This is a genomic window from Paenibacillus taichungensis (assembly GCF_050994985.1).
Lineage (GTDB): Bacteria > Bacillota > Bacilli > Paenibacillales > Paenibacillaceae > Paenibacillus > Paenibacillus taichungensis.
The window spans coordinates 1,205,554-1,222,648 of record NZ_CP194720.1; the positions used below are offsets into that span (position 1 = coordinate 1,205,554).

The 17,095-nt window shown below is 43.5% G+C and carries 20 protein-coding genes and 2 tRNA genes; 19 read left to right on the forward strand and 3 right to left on the reverse strand.

Features of this window, described 5'->3' with window-relative positions:
* Position 1 precedes the first annotated feature (1 nt).
* From ACR1R9_RS05510 to ACR1R9_RS05575, 14 genes are all read left to right on the forward strand, one after another.
* Complete coding sequence (locus ACR1R9_RS05510) at positions 2-166, forward strand: hypothetical protein (protein WP_433948804.1); 165 nt, start codon at positions 2-4, stop codon at positions 164-166.
* A 78-nt stretch (positions 167-244) separates the two neighbouring features.
* The gene (locus tag ACR1R9_RS05515; RefSeq protein WP_433921550.1) at positions 245-448 is read left to right on the forward strand and encodes a hypothetical protein; all 204 of its coding nucleotides are present in this window, start codon (positions 245-247) and stop codon (positions 446-448) included.
* A gap of 337 nt (positions 449-785) precedes the next feature.
* Positions 786-1,049: a hemolysin XhlA family protein gene (locus ACR1R9_RS05520; protein WP_433921549.1), complete on the forward strand. Its 264-nt coding sequence runs from the start codon at positions 786-788 to the stop codon at positions 1,047-1,049.
* 267 nt (positions 1,050-1,316) lie between these two features.
* Complete coding sequence (locus tag ACR1R9_RS05525; protein WP_433921548.1) at positions 1,317-1,727, forward strand: lysozyme; 411 nt, start codon at positions 1,317-1,319, stop codon at positions 1,725-1,727.
* A 517-nt stretch (positions 1,728-2,244) separates the two neighbouring features.
* Positions 2,245-2,310: transfer RNA gene (locus tag ACR1R9_RS05530), tRNA-Met, on the forward strand.
* 238 nt (positions 2,311-2,548) lie between these two features.
* Positions 2,549-2,917: a hypothetical protein gene (locus ACR1R9_RS05535; protein WP_076288153.1), complete on the forward strand. Its 369-nt coding sequence runs from the start codon at positions 2,549-2,551 to the stop codon at positions 2,915-2,917.
* A 23-nt stretch (positions 2,918-2,940) separates the two neighbouring features.
* Positions 2,941-4,173, forward strand: coding sequence for a sialidase family protein (locus tag ACR1R9_RS05540; protein WP_076288154.1), 1,233 nt, complete (start codon positions 2,941-2,943; stop codon positions 4,171-4,173).
* 182 nt (positions 4,174-4,355) lie between these two features.
* Positions 4,356-4,553, forward strand: a complete 198-nt coding sequence (locus tag ACR1R9_RS05545; RefSeq protein ID WP_076288155.1) for a hypothetical protein — start codon at positions 4,356-4,358, stop codon at positions 4,551-4,553.
* 221 nt (positions 4,554-4,774) lie between these two features.
* Entirely contained in the window at positions 4,775-5,200 is a 426-nt protein-coding gene (locus ACR1R9_RS05550) for a hypothetical protein (RefSeq protein WP_076288156.1), read from the forward strand.
* Between the two features lie 239 nt (positions 5,201-5,439).
* Entirely contained in the window at positions 5,440-6,990 is a 1,551-nt protein-coding gene (locus tag ACR1R9_RS05555) for a tetratricopeptide repeat protein (RefSeq protein ID WP_433921546.1), read from the forward strand.
* Between the two features lie 87 nt (positions 6,991-7,077).
* Positions 7,078-7,248, forward strand: a complete 171-nt coding sequence (locus tag ACR1R9_RS05560; RefSeq protein ID WP_433921545.1) for a hypothetical protein — start codon at positions 7,078-7,080, stop codon at positions 7,246-7,248.
* Positions 7,249-7,420: 172 nt separating this feature from the next.
* Positions 7,421-8,104, forward strand: coding sequence for a hypothetical protein (locus ACR1R9_RS05565; protein WP_433921544.1), 684 nt, complete (start codon positions 7,421-7,423; stop codon positions 8,102-8,104).
* 107 nt (positions 8,105-8,211) lie between these two features.
* Positions 8,212-8,334, forward strand: a complete 123-nt coding sequence (locus ACR1R9_RS05570; RefSeq protein WP_083678795.1) for a sporulation protein YjcZ — start codon at positions 8,212-8,214, stop codon at positions 8,332-8,334.
* 171 nt (positions 8,335-8,505) lie between these two features.
* Entirely contained in the window at positions 8,506-8,835 is a 330-nt protein-coding gene (locus ACR1R9_RS05575; protein ID WP_063567881.1) for a DUF1904 family protein, read from the forward strand.
* Between the two features lie 80 nt (positions 8,836-8,915).
* Here ACR1R9_RS05575 and ACR1R9_RS05580 read toward each other — a convergent pair whose 3' ends face one another.
* Positions 8,916-10,109: an MFS transporter gene (locus ACR1R9_RS05580; protein WP_076288158.1), complete on the reverse strand. Its 1,194-nt coding sequence runs from the start codon at positions 10,107-10,109 to the stop codon at positions 8,916-8,918.
* A gap of 143 nt (positions 10,110-10,252) precedes the next feature.
* Positions 10,253-10,441 carry a DUF6199 family natural product biosynthesis protein gene (locus ACR1R9_RS05585; protein WP_053784205.1) on the reverse strand — a complete coding sequence of 63 codons (189 nt, stop codon included), beginning with the start codon at positions 10,439-10,441 and terminating at the stop codon, positions 10,253-10,255.
* 298 nt (positions 10,442-10,739) lie between these two features.
* Here ACR1R9_RS05585 and ACR1R9_RS05590 point away from each other — a divergent pair, with 298 nt between their 5' ends.
* Both ACR1R9_RS05590 and ACR1R9_RS05595 read left to right on the forward strand, forming a co-directional pair.
* Entirely contained in the window at positions 10,740-11,888 is a 1,149-nt protein-coding gene (locus tag ACR1R9_RS05590; RefSeq protein ID WP_433921543.1) for an ATP-binding protein, read from the forward strand.
* 107 nt (positions 11,889-11,995) lie between these two features.
* Positions 11,996-12,478: a NucA/NucB deoxyribonuclease domain-containing protein gene (locus ACR1R9_RS05595; RefSeq protein WP_083678812.1), complete on the forward strand. Its 483-nt coding sequence runs from the start codon at positions 11,996-11,998 to the stop codon at positions 12,476-12,478.
* Positions 12,479-12,655: 177 nt separating this feature from the next.
* On the opposite strand, the gene ACR1R9_RS05600 is transcribed toward ACR1R9_RS05595, so the two are convergent.
* A complete protein-coding gene (locus ACR1R9_RS05600; protein ID WP_099858489.1) occupies positions 12,656-12,892 on the reverse strand; it encodes a hypothetical protein in 237 nt (78 codons plus the stop codon).
* A 208-nt stretch (positions 12,893-13,100) separates the two neighbouring features.
* Between ACR1R9_RS05600 and ACR1R9_RS05605 the strand changes: the two genes are divergently transcribed.
* The 3 genes from ACR1R9_RS05605 to ACR1R9_RS05615 all read left to right on the forward strand — a co-directional run bounded on the left by ACR1R9_RS05605 (position 13,101) and on the right by ACR1R9_RS05615 (position 17,074).
* Positions 13,101-13,550 carry a hypothetical protein gene (locus ACR1R9_RS05605; protein ID WP_433921542.1) on the forward strand — a complete coding sequence of 150 codons (450 nt, stop codon included), beginning with the start codon at positions 13,101-13,103 and terminating at the stop codon, positions 13,548-13,550.
* A 237-nt stretch (positions 13,551-13,787) separates the two neighbouring features.
* Positions 13,788-13,873 (forward strand) — tRNA-Leu (locus ACR1R9_RS05610).
* Between the two features lie 279 nt (positions 13,874-14,152).
* Positions 14,153-17,074, forward strand: a complete 2,922-nt coding sequence (locus ACR1R9_RS05615) for an insulinase family protein (protein WP_433921541.1) — start codon at positions 14,153-14,155, stop codon at positions 17,072-17,074.
* Positions 17,075-17,095 lie beyond the last annotated feature (21 nt).

Below are 17,095 nucleotides of genomic sequence, written 5' to 3' on the forward strand. Positions count from 1 at the left end.
GTTGGCAAGGACAGTAATGAACGCTACTGAAGGTATAAAGATTCAGAAGGGAGACGGCACAGGTTCCGGGTGGGTCGATGTTGTTTTCTTGGATACTGAAGGGAATGCCATATTCTCCGGTAAAATAGAGGCTTCAAGCTTTTATGGTGGCAATATCTATGGTTAGCAAATTGTTGGGGGTAGCATCACATCTGATAGGGACATTAATGTCACAAGAAACGCACGGATTGGTGCCAACCTGTATATGGGAATTCAAGGAATTCTTAAAGATCGTAAGATTGAGTTCGTGGATAGTGGGGTTTATTCTGCGTATAACTCTTTTACAGATGCGACCAAAGAAATTATGCTACGCGGATCAAACGATGTTCGAATTAGTGCTGGAGAGAGTTTATTTATGACTGGTGGAAACATCATGCTTACACCCGAAGGTGAAGACGTTTATGTCTGATCAGATAATACCTCCGGAAATCGTATTGTTACTCAGTCAGAATTAGAACCAGTGTTTACAGAACTGGATAATGTTAATAGTCTTGCTTCTAATGTTCAGTATAGTGCAGGTGTTAATCTGTCTTACGATCCAGTAAATAAAAATCTGAAAATGTATAAATTCATATGGCACGCAAATAGCTATGGTAAATTTGTCGTAGCGACATTATTAATGCAGGAATTGAACGAAGTGTTTCCAAAACAAAATAGAGAATAATGCACGCTCTTGCAGGCGTGTTTTTTCGTTTCAGGGAGACTAATTGAGAGGGGGTAAGAGGATGCCGGGAGGAGGAGGAGGAGTGGCTACTGAGGATAAGCTTGTAGAGATTCAAATACAACTCACGCGAATGAGAAAAGACATTGAAGGTGTACGTACGCTGACCATTACCATTGAAACAACACGCGATTTGGCGAGGGAAGCTATGCAATCTACGAAATCCGCGCATCACCGGTTGGATCGTATCGAGGACGGTCAGCGGTGGTTGTGGCGTACTATCGGGAGATCAATCATAACTGTTGTCATCGCTGCGATCATAGCAGCTATTAAACTTACCAGAGGCTAAATCATGGAAGGGAATGCTGTATCAAGTTTTATTAAACCAGAATTATTGCTGGTGCTTACTGTCTGCTGGGTAATCGGGTATATCCTGAAGCAGACACCACGTGTGCCGGACTGGACAATTATCTATATTATAACTCTGGTCTTAATTTCGGTTGTTGCCTTATGCTAGGTCTGAGCCCAGATAGTGTCCTGCAAGGCATCTTGTTCGGTGCCGTAACGGTGTATGGTAATCAATTGGTCAAACAGACCAAGAAGGGGGGGATGAGTAATGGGCAGTAAAATTTCGCAAGTGGGAATAAATCTTATCAAGTCTTTCGAGGGATGCAGACTCAAAGCATATAAGCCGGTACCGACAGAAACCTACTACACCATCGGATGGGGGCACTATGGACCAGATGTAAGAGAAGGGATGACCATCACGCAAGAAAAGGCAGATAGCATGCTGGTGGCGGATCTCGCAAATTATGAGGGAGATGTCAATAACCCGTCCTATGTGCCGGTGATAGCACAGCTTAATCAAAACCAATTTGATACGCTTGTAAGCTTTACCTACAACTGTGGGAACGGCAGTCTGCGGCAGCTTTGTAAGGGCCGGACGATAGCGCGGAAATTGAGCTATCTGGCAACGTACTCAGCAGGTCTACCGGCCCTGGCAAGAATTAAAGAAGCCGAATATTAAAGTGGTCGAGGATACACAGGATGAATTTATCACTTACAATAAGATCTATTGTCGCGGTCACCAAGAGCGTTTCGGTCTGATACGTGATGTAATGCGAACTGAGATCAGTCTCCGTCTGACCCGATACACCGCTGATCTGGGAGAGTCTTTAAGAGAACACCTTTAATGAGCAAAGCCCTCAACCTTAAAGTTGGTCCGCGTACTGAGCAGATATATGCTTCAGGACACGGAAACTGGATTGAGTGAATATACCTCTACCCATTATTCTACCGTCATAAAATATCTAAAAACTACTTGTAGAACTTAATACGTGATAGAATGTACAGAAGAAAGCTTAAAAAACCTAATAAACACTATAAAACCGATGTGTTCCGCACCCGTAATGCGTAGCTCAAGGATTTTCTCTGCTAACAGATTTGTAAACGAACTATCTGAAATAGAGATAAATACACTGACCAAAATAACAGTGGAAACGGGGAGTTGTGAACTGGATTATATGTAATTTAACCTTTCCCCAAGCTCAGTTGGTTAGAGCGGTCGGCTCATAACCGATTGGTCACAGGTTCGAGTCCTGTAGGGCCCATTCTCTCAAAACCCTTGCGTAGCAAGGGTTTTTTTCTATTGTTACAAACTCAAAATAAATACTAACTGAGCCTGGAACAAGCCTGCAAAAGCCCGATGGTGATCATCATCATTCTTTGCTGTTTTATCAAGGCTTTTTTATTGTGTTCTCCTTTAACAAAGAACCGGTACTACTTTAAATGATAGGCGCGTACAAATAGTGTAGTTAATTTGCGGTTCAAAGAGGAGGGATGGTTCGATTGCCAAACTCTACAGGATTGATTTACAATTCACCAACAGGTGCAAGTATGGCTACTCAGATTCTTGTAACTTGTTTAAATGATTCACTTAATATTCCTGTGAATATCGAGATTGAAGCGTTTAAGTGGGACACTACTCAGAATGCCAGAATTCCAATTGGGCACGATTTATTTCAATTAGGACCCCAAGCTTCTCGGACCTTGATTTATGCTCTGAATGGTGCAGCTTTTTATGAAGTCCAAGCGGACTACTTTAGTGCTACGAGTACGATCATTCATGTGTACGGCATTGATTCTACGGGTGAGATTATTCAACGCGTTTTACAGTCTGAAATGATATGGGTTGACCGATTTACGAATATTCCTTAACTTACGAATTGGAGGTGAGTGGTTTGCCCGTTGTAAATATTACAGGAGCACTTGGTGGAAATCAGTTCGAACCTTCTATAGCTACCAACGAATTGCTTCCCAATATCATGTGTGCGGTTGCAGTAGATACAAGTACAGGCCCTACGCTCATTGGGTTTTACCGTTCAATTGATACTGGGCAGACATGGACAACGACAATTTTGCAGCAACCTGCCGGATATGCTGGCGCCGAAGCACCAACCATTGATTACACATTTCCGAGTACGTTCATAGTGACAGTCCATATATTTAACGGTGATAATGACGGTACAATTATTAGTTACACGTCCCTAGATGATGGGGTGACTTGGACTCCTCCTGTGTTTGTGAACAGGGGATATGGTCTTATCGTTCATAATGATGAACCGTATATTGCAGTGGATCGAACACCTGGAAGTCCTTATCGGGGCAACGCGTATGTGGGGTACACACCTCTCGCTACCTTGGCATCGTCCATTTTTTTGCAGAGATCATTAGATCAGGGTACAACGTGGCAGACTCCAAGCCGAATTTCAAGCCCGAGAGGTTTTCATGATAGAAGTGCTATAGCTATAGGTTTTACAGGTGAGGTATATGCAGGTTATATTACTACGGGTCCGGACAGTCCGTACGCTTTACTTCGCATCTCGTACGATGGAGGGGCTACGTTTCAGCCACCTATTCAACAACAATCCACGTTGATCGCTTCTGTTGTGCCTGCACCATCTCCCTTACCTGTCACGAATTATGCTTTTCGAGTTCAGACGAACCTGGGCTTGGGAGCTGACATATCCAATGGAACCTTTAGTGGGACAGTCTATGCAACATGGAATGATGCGCGGAATGGATACACCGACATTTTCCTATGCAGTTCACCGGATGGGCTTCTATGGTCAGATCCCGTTAGCATTACCGGAGCACCTGCTGGGTCACAAAATTTCTTCCCCTCCATCACCGTATCGCCATTCACAGGAACTGTAAGGGTTATTTATTATTCCAATCAAATTGACGGGTTTCTTTTAGATGTGTTTGTGGCTGAATCGTTTGACGGAGGAGCAACCTTCGCAAATCGCAGACTCACGACGACTTCATTTAATCCTAATGGCAATTCCTCTACACCTACAGTATTAATTGGTGATTATATCACCGCTACAACGTATGCTCCCGATAATTTGGCAGCAGTTTGGATGGCAACCACACCGCCCACTGGAAAATTGGACGTTTATTTTGGAAGTTGATGAATTCCAAGTTATGATGAGAATATTTCAAATAAACAACGGTAAGAAAGCTCTGTTGGCACAATGCTACGGAGCTTTCTTTGACAGGCTCATGTGAACGAACTTGCAAACGAAACTGATACCATAAATATATGGTATCATTGTTAAAATATATGTTGTAAAGGTGGTGACAACTTAAAGTTATGAATGGTGCTAGTGCTGTCAGTTTTGTAGGGATTTTAACTATATTTATTTTCATTGGTTTGGTTGGTCTGATTTTATATGCTGTGTTTTCTATGGCAATAAAAAGATCTGGTTTAAGAGAGGAAATCTCAGGTTTGAAACAAGAGATTCGATTATTAAAAGAGAAATTGGAGAAAAACGAGCATAAACTTGAATAGTTATTCTAAAATGACGAATATCCAAAATTGAAGATAGTATATTCAATCAGATTGAAGCCGCTACTTTGCAAAATTTGAAAGATAAACGATAGAGGCACTGCCGTAGCAATACGGGCAGTGTCTTTTTAGTGTGCCCTTTTTTCAGAATATCAGTGTCTGTCCATGCCATATAGGAAATCTCACATATACTATCATATTCCAAACAATAGGAGGTAGATTTCATGAGCCAATTTATTGATGCGAGAACGTCCCAGAATGCTAGTTTGGCGAACTCCATTGCAATACCGATTCTTGTTACTAATACGCCACAATTATTTGGCCAGATTGGACTTGTAACTAGCGCGGGTATTGGTGCTAATCCGAGGGTGCAATTCAAAGGAACCGTTTCAGTTCAACTTCCCTTGGCCCTCGTTGGAATAACGATAACGATTGTCAGAGGAACCTTGGCAACGGACCCTGTCATCTATTCTGCAACGTCTACGTTCAGCTTGAGCATTCTGGCTCCTCAGATCATTACGTTCTCTGCGGATGATTTCAATCCACCAGTCACACCTCAATTGACGTACACTGCATTCGTCAGCTCTAACTTGCTGGGTACGATTCGTGTAGGTCCAGAGAACTTTGATGGAGTCTTGTATTCGGACTAAACTTTGAGCGCCCTTGCCAACAGTTCGTTATAAATGAAGCATAAATGTATTAACGAATATGGCCTACCTTGAGAAAGGTAGGTTTTTTCTATTTTACAGGAGTGCGGTTTAGCACTTCATTGGATCAGGCATCGTTTATGATATAATGCGTTAGAGATTAAGGGAACGGTCTATGAGTGCATGGAATTGTAAGTCCAAAAAGTCGATGAAATTATGAATGGAAAGCAGGTTTTCAACCAATGATGCAAAACGAAGGACAACGATTCCGCTTCAGTGAAGCTCCGGTATGGGACTGGCAGCGGGCATACTATGAACAGAAAGGACTGCACGCTTGGACCGAGAATCAGGTTCCGCAATATATTACGAGTAACCCCATGATTGCAACGGCGTATGCAGAGATGATTTTTGGTTTTCTTCAAGATCTCGCCAACAAAGGAAAGACGGCTGAGACGGTGATCATTCTGGAACTTGGAGCGGGCGTAGGCCGCTTGGCTCACCAAATTCTGCTCAAACTGACAGAGTTGAAAGATTTTGCAGGCGTGGAGCTGCCTGCTTTTCGATATGTAATGACCGATCTGGTCGAAGATAATGTATTGGGCTGGAGAGAGCATCCGTCTATGCAATCCTTTATTGACCAAGGAATACTGGATTTTGCACGTTTTGACGCGATACAGGACACTGAGTTGGATCTGGTAGTGGCGGATACAGTTATTCGACCAGGCGATCTGAAGCAACCTTTGCTGTTGATTGCCAATTACTTTTTTGACAGCATTCCACAGGAATTAATTTATGTCGGTGAGGGTGAGATATATGAGTGTGACGTACTCGTCCAATCTCCAAAATCTCCTCTTCATTCGGAGCCTGCCGAGTTACTGCAAAACATGATACTGAGTTATGAATACCGCCGTGCACCTGAGTACAGTGCAGAAGACTATCCCTATCAAGGGCTTATCGCTCTGTACAAGGAAGAGTTGGAGGATTCGCACATTATGTTCCCGGCAATCGGTCTGTCCTGTCTCGAACGATTAAACAAGTTATCTGAGTCGGGATATGTGTTGATTACTGCGGACAAAGGGGACCATCGACTGGACAACTGGAAGTTTGCTGAGCCGCCTGAATTCGTACTTCATGGGAGTTTTTCTTTAACGGCGAATTATCATGCCATTCAATATGTATTGGAAGGGCAAGGAGCCCACACTCGCTTTACAACACATCATTACAAGGATCTGAACGTTGGATGTATGTTGATGGTGGACGAACCGTTAGGGTACGTGAACACACGGCTGGCGTATCACCGATTTGTTGAACGTTTTGGACCCGATGATTTCTTTAGTATGAAAGAATGGATGGATCATCAGGTAGAGCGAATGGAACTGAAGCAGATTATACCGTTCTGGCGTCTGGGCGGATATGATGCTGAGTTTTTGATTCATAGTGCCAACCGAATTTCGAACCTTCTACCGGATGCAAGCGATGAGGAAATGCTTGATATTCAGTCTGGAATCCACATCATGTGGTCTTCATATTATGTAATGGAGCGGCTAGGAGATGTGGCATTCCTTGCAGGTCAGTTGTTATATGGGATGTACATGTATGAGGACGCCAAGCGGTTTCTGGAGCTGTCGTTAGATGCTGATTCGAGTAAACAGGACTCAGCGGTGCTGTATGACTTGGCCGTGTGTTGTTATGAACTTGAACTGGAAGAAGAAACACTGGCTTACACGCGGAAAGTACTGGCTTTGGAACCTGATCATGAAGAGGCGATGGATTTGTTGGAAAGCTTCGAATGACTATAAAGATTGAAACTTACTTCTCTTCATCGTATTATTAGGATGATTACACAAAAATTTCCTGTATACGGAAGAGGAGATGAGTATATGAAGAAGGTTCTGACCATTCTATTCTATCCATTATTGGCAGTTCTGGGAGTGCTGGGTGCAAATTCAGCTGCGACCGCTGATGTTATACTGTTGACTAAGGATATAGCTACAGATCGAGGTTATGACGGGCAGGAGATTTATGATAGAATTGAACACAGAAACTCCTAACTACATATCATTTAAACTGTAAAAGTAATTGTTAGATTAGCGTTATTCCAAAGACAATTACTCTTGAAGCGAAGTGTGATGAGCAGGATTCCTGCCTGTACAGCAGCCTTTAAGCCGGTTTCGTACCTGATGCAGGTATGAACCGGTTTTTTTCATGAATGGGGGATAAACGTTGAAGATTATTATTGGACAACCCAGGTTGGAACAACAATTGCTGCAGCTGGAAGCGGAATTGAAACAACATCCAGAAGTGGATGTGTTACTCTTTCCTGAGGGCTATTTGAATCAGAATGTGGAAGAGGCTAGCCGCCTGGCGGCTGTATATGGAACGATGATTGTGTCAGGTCATCGCAGGTTGGATGAACGTCCCAAGGACCGTGCGATCATCATTAATAAAGCTGGGGAGACTGTATTGGAGAAAGCCAAGTATACCGCTGCTGAGGTTGTTAAGGAACAGGACTGGACCATAAGCACATTGTTATGTGACGAACTGGTGCTGCAAGGATTTCGCAATGAGAATATTGGCAGAGTGGATATCATTATGCATTCCATTGGTGTGGGAATGTTCAGCGAAGAGCAGTATATAGAGTGGATTGAAGAAGCACGGCGGATGGCGATACAAAATCAATGCATTGTTATGGGGACCAGTCATGCGGACGGTTCATATCGTGACAGTGAAATTTCAATACCAATCGCCTATTGCATTGCCCCGGATGGTCAAGTGGTCTTGGCGTCCAGAAACGATACGCGTACTCGTTTGATTGTCCTGGAGAAGCAAAATACTGCAGACCTCTATCGTGAAGTATCAGGAAATCATGTGAACATTCAAGTCATTCCTTTGGCATCATTCAACTGACAGAATACACAATGATTGGGCCGGTTAGCTTGCCGTATAGCCCGGTCATTCTTATTCGAATCGACATATGTTATGGCATACCTTGAAATTTAAAGGAGGCCAATCAAATGAGTCAAGTTGGATACGGTTGTGGCGGCAATGTTGGTGGATTTGGCGGATGGACTTCCACAAGCGCAATTCTCGTACTCTTCATCCTGCTCGTAATCATCACTAAATCTTTCTGGCTGTAAGCCACTGTAGAACAAAGTGAGATCCTGGTTACGTGTATGCTCCGCTGAGACTTCAGCGGGGCTTTTCTGAGTTTCTATGAAAAAAATGATATGATGAAAGAGATTTGACAACCGAAAACAATGTGCTTAAAATCACATAAGAGACTAATAATAGAGATTGAAGGGATAGCAATGCCGTTTATTCGTTTTAAAGGATTCACAGGACCCCAACTGGAGGAAGTTGTACCCCGCATCACGGAGCAATTTGCGTTGATTACCAATATTCCGCGGGAGAGAATGAAGGCAGAACGTCATGACGTACAAGCCCTTACTCCTTCTCCGGCTTCAGTAGAGATCTTGATGTTCCAACGTGATCAGGAGATTCATAATCGGATTGCTTCCTCAATGCAGGTTATTTTGGAAGAAGCGGATTTGCCTGATGTTCATATTTTCTTTAATATACTGTCACCAGCGTTGTATTATAAACAGGGCAAACCGTTGACAGATTACCGATTGGATTGAGAATAAAATGGCTGCTCCGATGATATTCGGAAGCAGCGGAGACGAGCAGATGTGTGCTCGTCTTTTTTTGATTCAATCATTTACTCTTTTATTCGATTTAACCGGAAAGAGCAAAGGGAGGAAATGATGAATAAGGCACCGCCAATCAAATACACCAGCCGAACCCCCATTTGGTCAGCGATCAGACCGAAGACTACCGTAGATATGCTCATGGCAGTGGATAGAACAATCCCATGCGCTGCGTATACCTTGGACAAAAATTCGACGGGCACACTACTCTGAAAAGCAGTTTGCTGTGCAATATCGCGGATCTGATAAACAGGACCCATAAGCACACACAATACCAGAGCAAGCCAAGGAAGACTGTTTAAACCGTATGCGATGGTCAGCAAGCTGAAGAGAAGAGAACCTATGGCCATACTGGAGATCAGGTGCTTCTGTATACGAGAGGCCAGGGCAATGGCCAAAATCCCCCCGAGAATGGTGCCGGCAGAATAGCTGGAGTTGATAAGTCCCCACCAACCTTCCTCTTGGCCCAAAGCTTCTTTCACAAAAGCAAGCGTGATAGCGCCGATCCAGATGGAGCCAGCAAGTCCTTCAACCAGGTCCATGAACGTTATCAGGCGCAACGACCGATTTTTCCAAAGAATAAGCCAACCTTCCCTTAATACATCCCATCTGGAAGTGGATTTCTCGACTTTCTCCTGAATATCGTGGGTAAGTGAACTGATCGTAATCATTAGCAGCAGGACAGCCCAGGATAAGCTTGTAGCCGCCCAGAATGTTTGTGAAGCGCCCCAGTGCATCACGATGAATCCTGTCATCGCATATCCAATGATCGTCACGGTCTGAGTAGAGAACGAGAGAAAACTATTCGCCTTCACCAGATCTTCTCCTTGAACCAATCGTGGAGTTAATGTGTTTATTAATGGAGATTCCCATCCATCCAGGAACGAGAGGATCGCTGTTCCCACAAGCAGGAGAGGAATGTGTGCAGTGAGATCGGTAAATGCAATGGCGATTCCGGTAATCATCAAAGTTTTGGCTAAAGGAATGCTAATAATCAGCTTGGAGAATGCGAAACGGTTCACAAGCAGTGGTGCAGTAAACCCTGCGACGATACGCGCTGACATTTGAATGAACGGAAACAACGCAGCGTAAAGGACAGACCCGGTCTGACCGTAAATAAACGTCGTGATAACCATGATATATATAACATTAATGAGAGAAAGCAGCGTTTTGGCAGCCCAATATGGATAAAATGCGATGTTCATGCTAAGGTGTCCTTTCCACAACGATAATTATATATTACGGGGATCGTTGCAAACGCACCACAAACAAAGTTGTCATTTTCCCGTCATTGAAGCAGCAAAAAGCAGCTGTCCCAAGAGACAGCTGCCATTCTGATTTCTATAATTCAAGCCACAACGAGCGTAAAAGCGATAAGCAGCATCAACAGACTGGTCATTCTGGTCATCGCCATATATGGTCTGCTGGGCTCAGCTTCTCCCCGGGAAATCCAGCCATAACGCAAGTACCAGCCAAATTTCGGGAAGCACAGATTAATGATACAAAGTGTCATGAATATAAAAAAGAGGGTTCGCATACCCGATCTTCCTTCCTCATTTACATGACCGGATTAAAATTAACGTTTACGTCTTGTGAAAAAGAAAACAAGCAAAATAATAATAATGACGATTAATAGGAATTTCATAAGTGACCCTCCTGATGACATGATAAGTATTTGTGAATGTATTTATCAGATATTACCCAAGGAACACATGACTTGAATAACTATGTTACAATTAATTATATTGTTTTTATATAATCACATACCATCGGGTTATCGATAGCTGAATAAGGAGTATGAATACAACAAAGTTTGGTGAGATGAAGGAGGAAGCATGACTAAATACAATCAACTCGCTATACAATGGGAATTTATTATCTCTAAAATTAAATCTTCCGTGACCGTAGTCGATGCCACCTTGCCTGATTTTCCGCTAATGTATGTAAATGAATATTTTAGTGAATTAACCGGATATAGTGCAGAAGAGTCGATTGGACAGAATTGTCGGTTCCTGCAAGGGCCGGATACGGACCCGGAAACCGTACAGCATATCCGCGAAGCGTTGAATAAGAAGCAGTCAATCAAGACGGAGATTCTGAACTATACGAAGCATGGACAGAAATTCTGGAATGAACTGAATATTGATCCTATTTTCGATGATTCAGGGGAATGTTTGTTTTTTGTAGGGATTCAATACGATATTTCAGAGCGGAAATATGCTGAGCAGCAGTTGCGGATGGCAGCTTCGCTGACAGAAATGAACAGTAGGGGACAGCTGGAGTTCATTGGGAAGTTAAACCATGAACTTCGCACACCGCTGAACGGGATTATGGGCATGATCGAACTTGTCGGCATGGGTGACAACAGTGAGGAGCAGAAAGAGTACCTGGAGCTTGCGCGTCAGTCAGGGGAGGCTCTTCTGAACATTGTCAACAATAGTCTTGATATGGCCAAGCTGGGCAGAGGGAAAATGAGAGTGGAACAAATTGAATTTCAGCCGCTGAAGCTGATTCAACAGATTATTAAAACGCATGAACCTGCGGCGCAGAATAAACAAATTCGTTTGCTCTGTCATGCGGATCTGACTACTCCTGATGTACTCACGGGTGATCCTCTGCGTCTCCGACAAGTGTTGGATAACCTGCTCAGTAACGCCATTAAATTCACGGAACAAGGTGAAGTGCAATTACAGATGGATGTTGAGGAGCGGCGAGGAGATACCGTTATTCTGGTATTCACTGTACAAGACACCGGAATTGGTATTGCGGACAATAAAATCAATCAATTGTTTGAAGCATTCACGCAGACAGACATCTCTCATGCACGCAAATTTGGCGGCAGCGGACTTGGACTCACCATCTGCAAAGAGTTGCTCGAATTGATGGACGGTCAAATTTCGGTGGAGAGTATCGAGGGAAAAGGAACGAAGTTTGAGGTAACCTTGCCTTTACTTCGACAACAGGCGATTCCTAACGTGGGATAGTTTATGCAGAACAGCCGTGAAGTGTCGGCTGTTTTTTTATGTTTTTTATATTGTTTAGCGAACTGGCGTTCTGGTATAATGCAAGTGTTGAATGGGGGAGAAACAGCATGAGTAAAAGACGCAGAAGCAGAAAGAGCAAGGGCAGGCAACGATTTAAAAAACAGATATTGACGCTGGTGGCCATGTTAATGGTAGCTCTCTATGCATGGGTTGGGGGAGAATGGTCTCTGGACATACCGTCCCAATTTGGGGGAAGCAAGGGGAGTGTAGATCATACTATCACATTCCCGGCAGAGCGCTATCCTGAAACGGCCAATCATATCAAGACAGCAATCAAGGCAGGACATTCGGATGTATGCACCATTGATCGCAGTGGAGCTGAAGGTAATCGGGATTTATCTCTCAAAGGTGTTCCGGTCAAGAAGGGGAAAGATCGGGATGAATGGCCTATGGCGATGTGTGCAGAAGGCGGAGCGGGTGCGGATATCCAATATATTAGTCCCAAAGATAATCGTGGTGCAGGCTCATGGGTGGGAAACCAACTAAGTACATATCCGGATGGAACTCGAGTAAAGTTTGTGGTGAAATAACGACACGCTGTGAATGTGAAAGTAATCGATACAGATATGCCCTGGGGCTTTGAAAGAGTGTGGCATACCGTAAAAGGCAAAATAAAACCAGACGTTGATGCGTCTGGTTTTATTTTATGAATGACGAAATAAACACGTCTAGTTCACGTATAAATACATGAAGTACTTGTTCTCTGTTTACAGATCAGCCGTACACAACTGCATTCCACTTAAATGATGAGAGCGGATAGTTAACAAACGAGTGACTTGTTCCACTTCGTCGAATGGAATCCACAGGCTTCCGTGGACGGTCCGTAAGGAAAGAATGGAAGCATCGGCTGTACGTTCCGGAAATCCAGTTACCGTTTGCCCACTTGTATTACGGACAATAATTTGTTGTTTGCGCCGAATGGCAATTTCTACCTCTTTTTTCATATGTCATTGCTCCTGGTTATGGAATAGTAATTCGATATGTCAATAATTTCAATGGTTAATTTGTCTTCTTTATCTAGTCTATCAGAACTAGGTATAGATTTCCAGATCAGAAATTATATTTTACATAGGTGTAAGGACTTATTACATGTTTTCCGTTTTTGAAGAAGCAGCCAGGGGTTATATAAGGGTAAAAGGAGGGGGACGCATAATGACACAATTGCTGATCGGACTTGTACGCACGGAGCACGAAGCCATTATCATGCTGAATAAATTGAAAGAGGAAGGCATAGCAGATAAATATTTGGGCGCGGTAGCCAAAGAACAGGTCAATCTCGAAATGGTAAGTGAGAAAACTGGTTTGCCGCTGCCTCTGAAGGGTGCAGGAACAGATGGAGCTTTAGGCGTGCTTAAAGGGGTACTGGCTAGTCTGGGCAAGCGGATGGATCAGACGATGGCTATTGGAAAAGCGGTACGCAAACTTGCAGGCAACGAGATTGGAAGTGAGACGGATGATCTGGTGCTTACCTTAACCGAAGCAGGTGTCTCCGAAGAGGATGCTAATTACTATGAAGATTGGCTGGTACAGGGGCATATCCTGGTAGTTGTGGAATGCAGCGAGGAAGAGGCGGCCCGAATTGCACCTATTCTTCTTTTTTAGTTTAATTTAAGCCTGATTTTAGGTTTCTTTAATGTTGGGGAGGTATTCTTATTTCACACCTCCCTTAATATAGATGGTTTAAAGAAAGTTCGGGACCGCAACTCGAACTTTCTAGGCACTGCTCGCTAACGCTGGCAGTGCCTGTTTCATTTTTTTTGGATTATTTTATGTTAAGGTATTGCAAAGCTATAAATTTCATGGTAAGATATTTCTTGTCGCCAAGAAATACATACCCATGCCGGGGTGGCGGAATTGGCAGACGCACAGGACTTAAAATCCTGCGGTAGGTGACTACCGTACCGGTTCGATCCCGGTCCTCGGCATCCTAAGAAAAGATCGCATGACACTTGTTAAACAAGTTGTTCATGCGATCTTTTTTTGTTTGAAAATTTTAATGTTTATGACTTTCTGCTGTACCATTCAGTTCATAAACATTAAAAAACGATAATACATATCAGATGACATCTGTGGTGCTGCCCGTTAGGAAGACATGCAACGATAGTGTATACTATCCGTAGGCATAAATTACCTTTAACTTTGAACTTGAAGAACTCAAGGTTGCATACCAAACTAAACAATTTAATGGACGGAGGACTCGACCCATGTTGAAACAGCTTAAGCCCTATAAGGTGCTGCAGGAACGCAGAATCGAAGAGTTGAAGTCAGATGCGTATCTCCTGGAACATCAGAAATCCGGAGCCAAAATTGTACTCTTATCCAATCAGGATGATAATAAAGTGTTCAGTATCGGTTTCCGTACTCCTCCGGAAGACAATACAGGTGTAGCTCACATTCTAGAGCATTCCGTACTTTGTGGCTCCAAGAAATTTCCGGCTAAGGATTCCTTTGTTGAATTGCTAAAGGGTTCTCTTAATACATTTCTGAATGCGATGACATATCCAGATAAAACGATTTATCCGATTGCAAGCCGGAATGATCATGACTTCCATAACCTGATGGATATTTATCTGGATGCGGTACTCCACACAAATATTTATGATAATGAAAAAATATTTTTGCAGGAGGGTTGGAATTACAACCTGACCTCAGCTGAAGATGAGCTAACCTATAACGGCGTTGTATATAACGAGATGAAGGGTGCGTTTTCTTCCCCGGAACGGATTGTGCGCAGAGAAGTCCTGAATTCACTTTTCCCGGATACTACATATTCCTGTGAATCAGGCGGATTTCCTGATGCCATTCCCGATCTGACTTATCAAGGCTTGCTGGATTTCCACTCCAGATATTATCATCCGTCCAATAGCTTCATCTATTTGTATGGGGATATGGATATGGAAGAGAAATTGCAGTGGTTAGATGAAAACTATCTGAGTGAGTATGATCGAATTGAGATTGATTCTGCCATTCAGCTCCAGCCTGCATTCGGACAAAGAGTGGACGCAATTAAGACATATTCTGCCGGAAGTACCGAATCAGAAGTGGATAACAGCTTTTTGACCTATAATGCGGTTATTGGAACAAGTCTGGACAAGGAATTAAACATCTCGTTTCAAATTTTGCTGTATGCACTGCTTAACGCTCCAGGAGCGGTTTTAAAGCAGGCTTTGCTGGATAAGGGCATTGCAAAAGATGTGTATGGTACGTATGATGACAGCCTGTATCAGCCCGTGTTTACCGTTGGATTGAAGAAGAGTAATCTGGCAAGCAAAGAAGATTTTCTGGGGACGGTAAAAGAGGTGCTTGAGCGTGTGGTGAAGGAAGGTTTTGATCCAAAAGCGCTGCTCGCAGGTATCAATTCCTATGAGTTCAACCACCGCGAAGCGGATTATGGAAGAATGCCCAAAGGATTAATCTACGGTTTCTCCTCATTGCAAAGCTGGCTGTATGATGTCGATGCGCCATTTACTCATTTGGAAGCAAATGACGTATTCGTCGAGCTCAGAACGAAGATGACCGAGGGTTACTTTGAGAAGTTGATTGATACGTATTTATTGAAAAATACACATACTTCTTTCGTTGCTGTCACGCCGGATAAAGGATTGAACGCACGCAAAGAGGAAGCACTGAAAGCACATCTGAAATCAGTTCAGGCGGGACTGAGTCAGGAAGAGATTCAGCAGCTCATTCAGAGAACCGAGGCTCTCGCCGAGTACCAGAATGCACCGTCAACCAAGGAACAACAGCAGGTGATTCCGACGTTGTCGATAGAGGATATTGAACCGAAAGCATCCACGCTGTATCAGACGGTAAATCAGGTCGAAGGTACAACGGTACTGCACCATAACATCTATACGAATGGAATCGGTTATCTGAGACTGTTGTTCGATATTAAGGAAGTCCCACGGCGTTTGCTGCCGTATGTTGGATTGCTGAAAAGTGTGCTCGGTTACGTCGACACTCAGAATTTCTCATTTAATGAATTGTCGAATGAAATTCACATTCATTCCGGGGGTATTCATAGTGGCATCGGTACGTATGCAAACGCGCATGAGCACCGTGATTTCAAGGCTACGTATGAATTCAACGCCAAAGTACTGTATGACAAACTTGGATTTGCTTTTGACATGATCAAAGAAATTGTGTTTACGTCCAAATTTGATGATTCGAAGCGTTTATATGAAATTATTGCCCAGTTGAAAGGCAACTTGCAGCGCAATCTGATCAGCGGAGGGCATTCAGCGGGAATTGGTCGTTCTACCTCTAAACATTCGGCTGTCGCAAACTTCAGGGAAGCGGTTAGCGGCATCACCTTTTACCAGTGGCTTGAGGAGCTTCAAGCGAACTTTGAGGCAAGAAAAGAAGAACTGTCGACCAGCCTTCAATCGTTGACTAGCTTTATTTTCAGACCGGAAAACTTGCTTGTAAGTTACACTGCAGATGATCAGGGGTATGCGGGCTTGGAGAAACAGGTATCCGATTTGAAAGCGAAGCTGTTCACCCAGGACGTTGCCAAAGAAAAAGAGGCATTTACACCTGTGCATCACAAAGAAGGATTCAGATCTCCATCTGAAGTCCAATATGTCGTTCAAACAGGTAATTTTATCGATAAAGGGTATTCGTACACCGGCTCGCTGCGTGTCTTGCAGGGGATTCTATCTTTGGATTACTTGTGGAATAATATCAGAGCCAAAGGCGGAGCATACGGCTGCATGTCAGGTTTCAGACGTAACGGAGACAGTTATGTAGCATCGTACCGTGACCCGAATCTCGAAAAAACATACAAAGTATATGAAGAGATGCCGCAGTACCTGAAGGATTTCAAAGCAGATACACGGGAAATGACGAGATATATCATTGGCGCCATCCAGGACCTCGATACACCAAGAACGCCTTATGGCGAAGGATCATTCTCTCTGGAATGTTACCTGTCTAATGTCACCGAAGCCGATCTTCAGAAAGAACGGGATGAAGTGCTAAGCACAACAGAAAGTGACATTGTAGGTTTTGCGGAAGTGGTATCCGCCATATTGGAACAGCAGCAGCGCTGTGTTATCGGTAATGAAAACAAGATTGAGGACCAGAAGCAATTATTTGACGAAACCCTTGATTTGATCAAGAATTAATTGAATGATGCATCCAAGTCA

Coding starts and splice junctions, on each gene's coding strand:
- ACR1R9_RS05605 (WP_433921542.1), top strand. CDS start 13,101: ATGACACAATTGCTGATCGGACTTGTACGCACGGAGCACGAAGCCATT.
- ACR1R9_RS05590 (WP_433921543.1), top strand. CDS start 10,740: ATGACTAAATACAATCAACTCGCTATACAATGGGAATTTATTATCTCT.
- ACR1R9_RS05555 (WP_433921546.1), top strand. CDS start 5,440: ATGATGCAAAACGAAGGACAACGATTCCGCTTCAGTGAAGCTCCGGTA.
- ACR1R9_RS05570 (WP_083678795.1), top strand. CDS start 8,212: ATGAGTCAAGTTGGATACGGTTGTGGCGGCAATGTTGGTGGATTTGGC.
- ACR1R9_RS05585 (WP_053784205.1), bottom strand. CDS start 10,441: ATGCGAACCCTCTTTTTTATATTCATGACACTTTGTATCATTAATCTG.
- ACR1R9_RS05525 (WP_433921548.1), top strand. CDS start 1,317: ATGGGCAGTAAAATTTCGCAAGTGGGAATAAATCTTATCAAGTCTTTC.
- ACR1R9_RS05575 (WP_063567881.1), top strand. CDS start 8,506: ATGCCGTTTATTCGTTTTAAAGGATTCACAGGACCCCAACTGGAGGAA.
- ACR1R9_RS05615 (WP_433921541.1), top strand. CDS start 14,153: ATGTTGAAACAGCTTAAGCCCTATAAGGTGCTGCAGGAACGCAGAATC.
- ACR1R9_RS05600 (WP_099858489.1), bottom strand. CDS start 12,892: ATGAAAAAAGAGGTAGAAATTGCCATTCGGCGCAAACAACAAATTATT.
- ACR1R9_RS05560 (WP_433921545.1), top strand. CDS start 7,078: ATGAAGAAGGTTCTGACCATTCTATTCTATCCATTATTGGCAGTTCTG.
- ACR1R9_RS05595 (WP_083678812.1), top strand. CDS start 11,996: ATGAGTAAAAGACGCAGAAGCAGAAAGAGCAAGGGCAGGCAACGATTT.
- ACR1R9_RS05545 (WP_076288155.1), top strand. CDS start 4,356: ATGAATGGTGCTAGTGCTGTCAGTTTTGTAGGGATTTTAACTATATTT.
- ACR1R9_RS05580 (WP_076288158.1), bottom strand. CDS start 10,109: ATGAACATCGCATTTTATCCATATTGGGCTGCCAAAACGCTGCTTTCT.
- ACR1R9_RS05515 (WP_433921550.1), top strand. CDS start 245: ATGGGAATTCAAGGAATTCTTAAAGATCGTAAGATTGAGTTCGTGGAT.
- ACR1R9_RS05550 (WP_076288156.1), top strand. CDS start 4,775: ATGAGCCAATTTATTGATGCGAGAACGTCCCAGAATGCTAGTTTGGCG.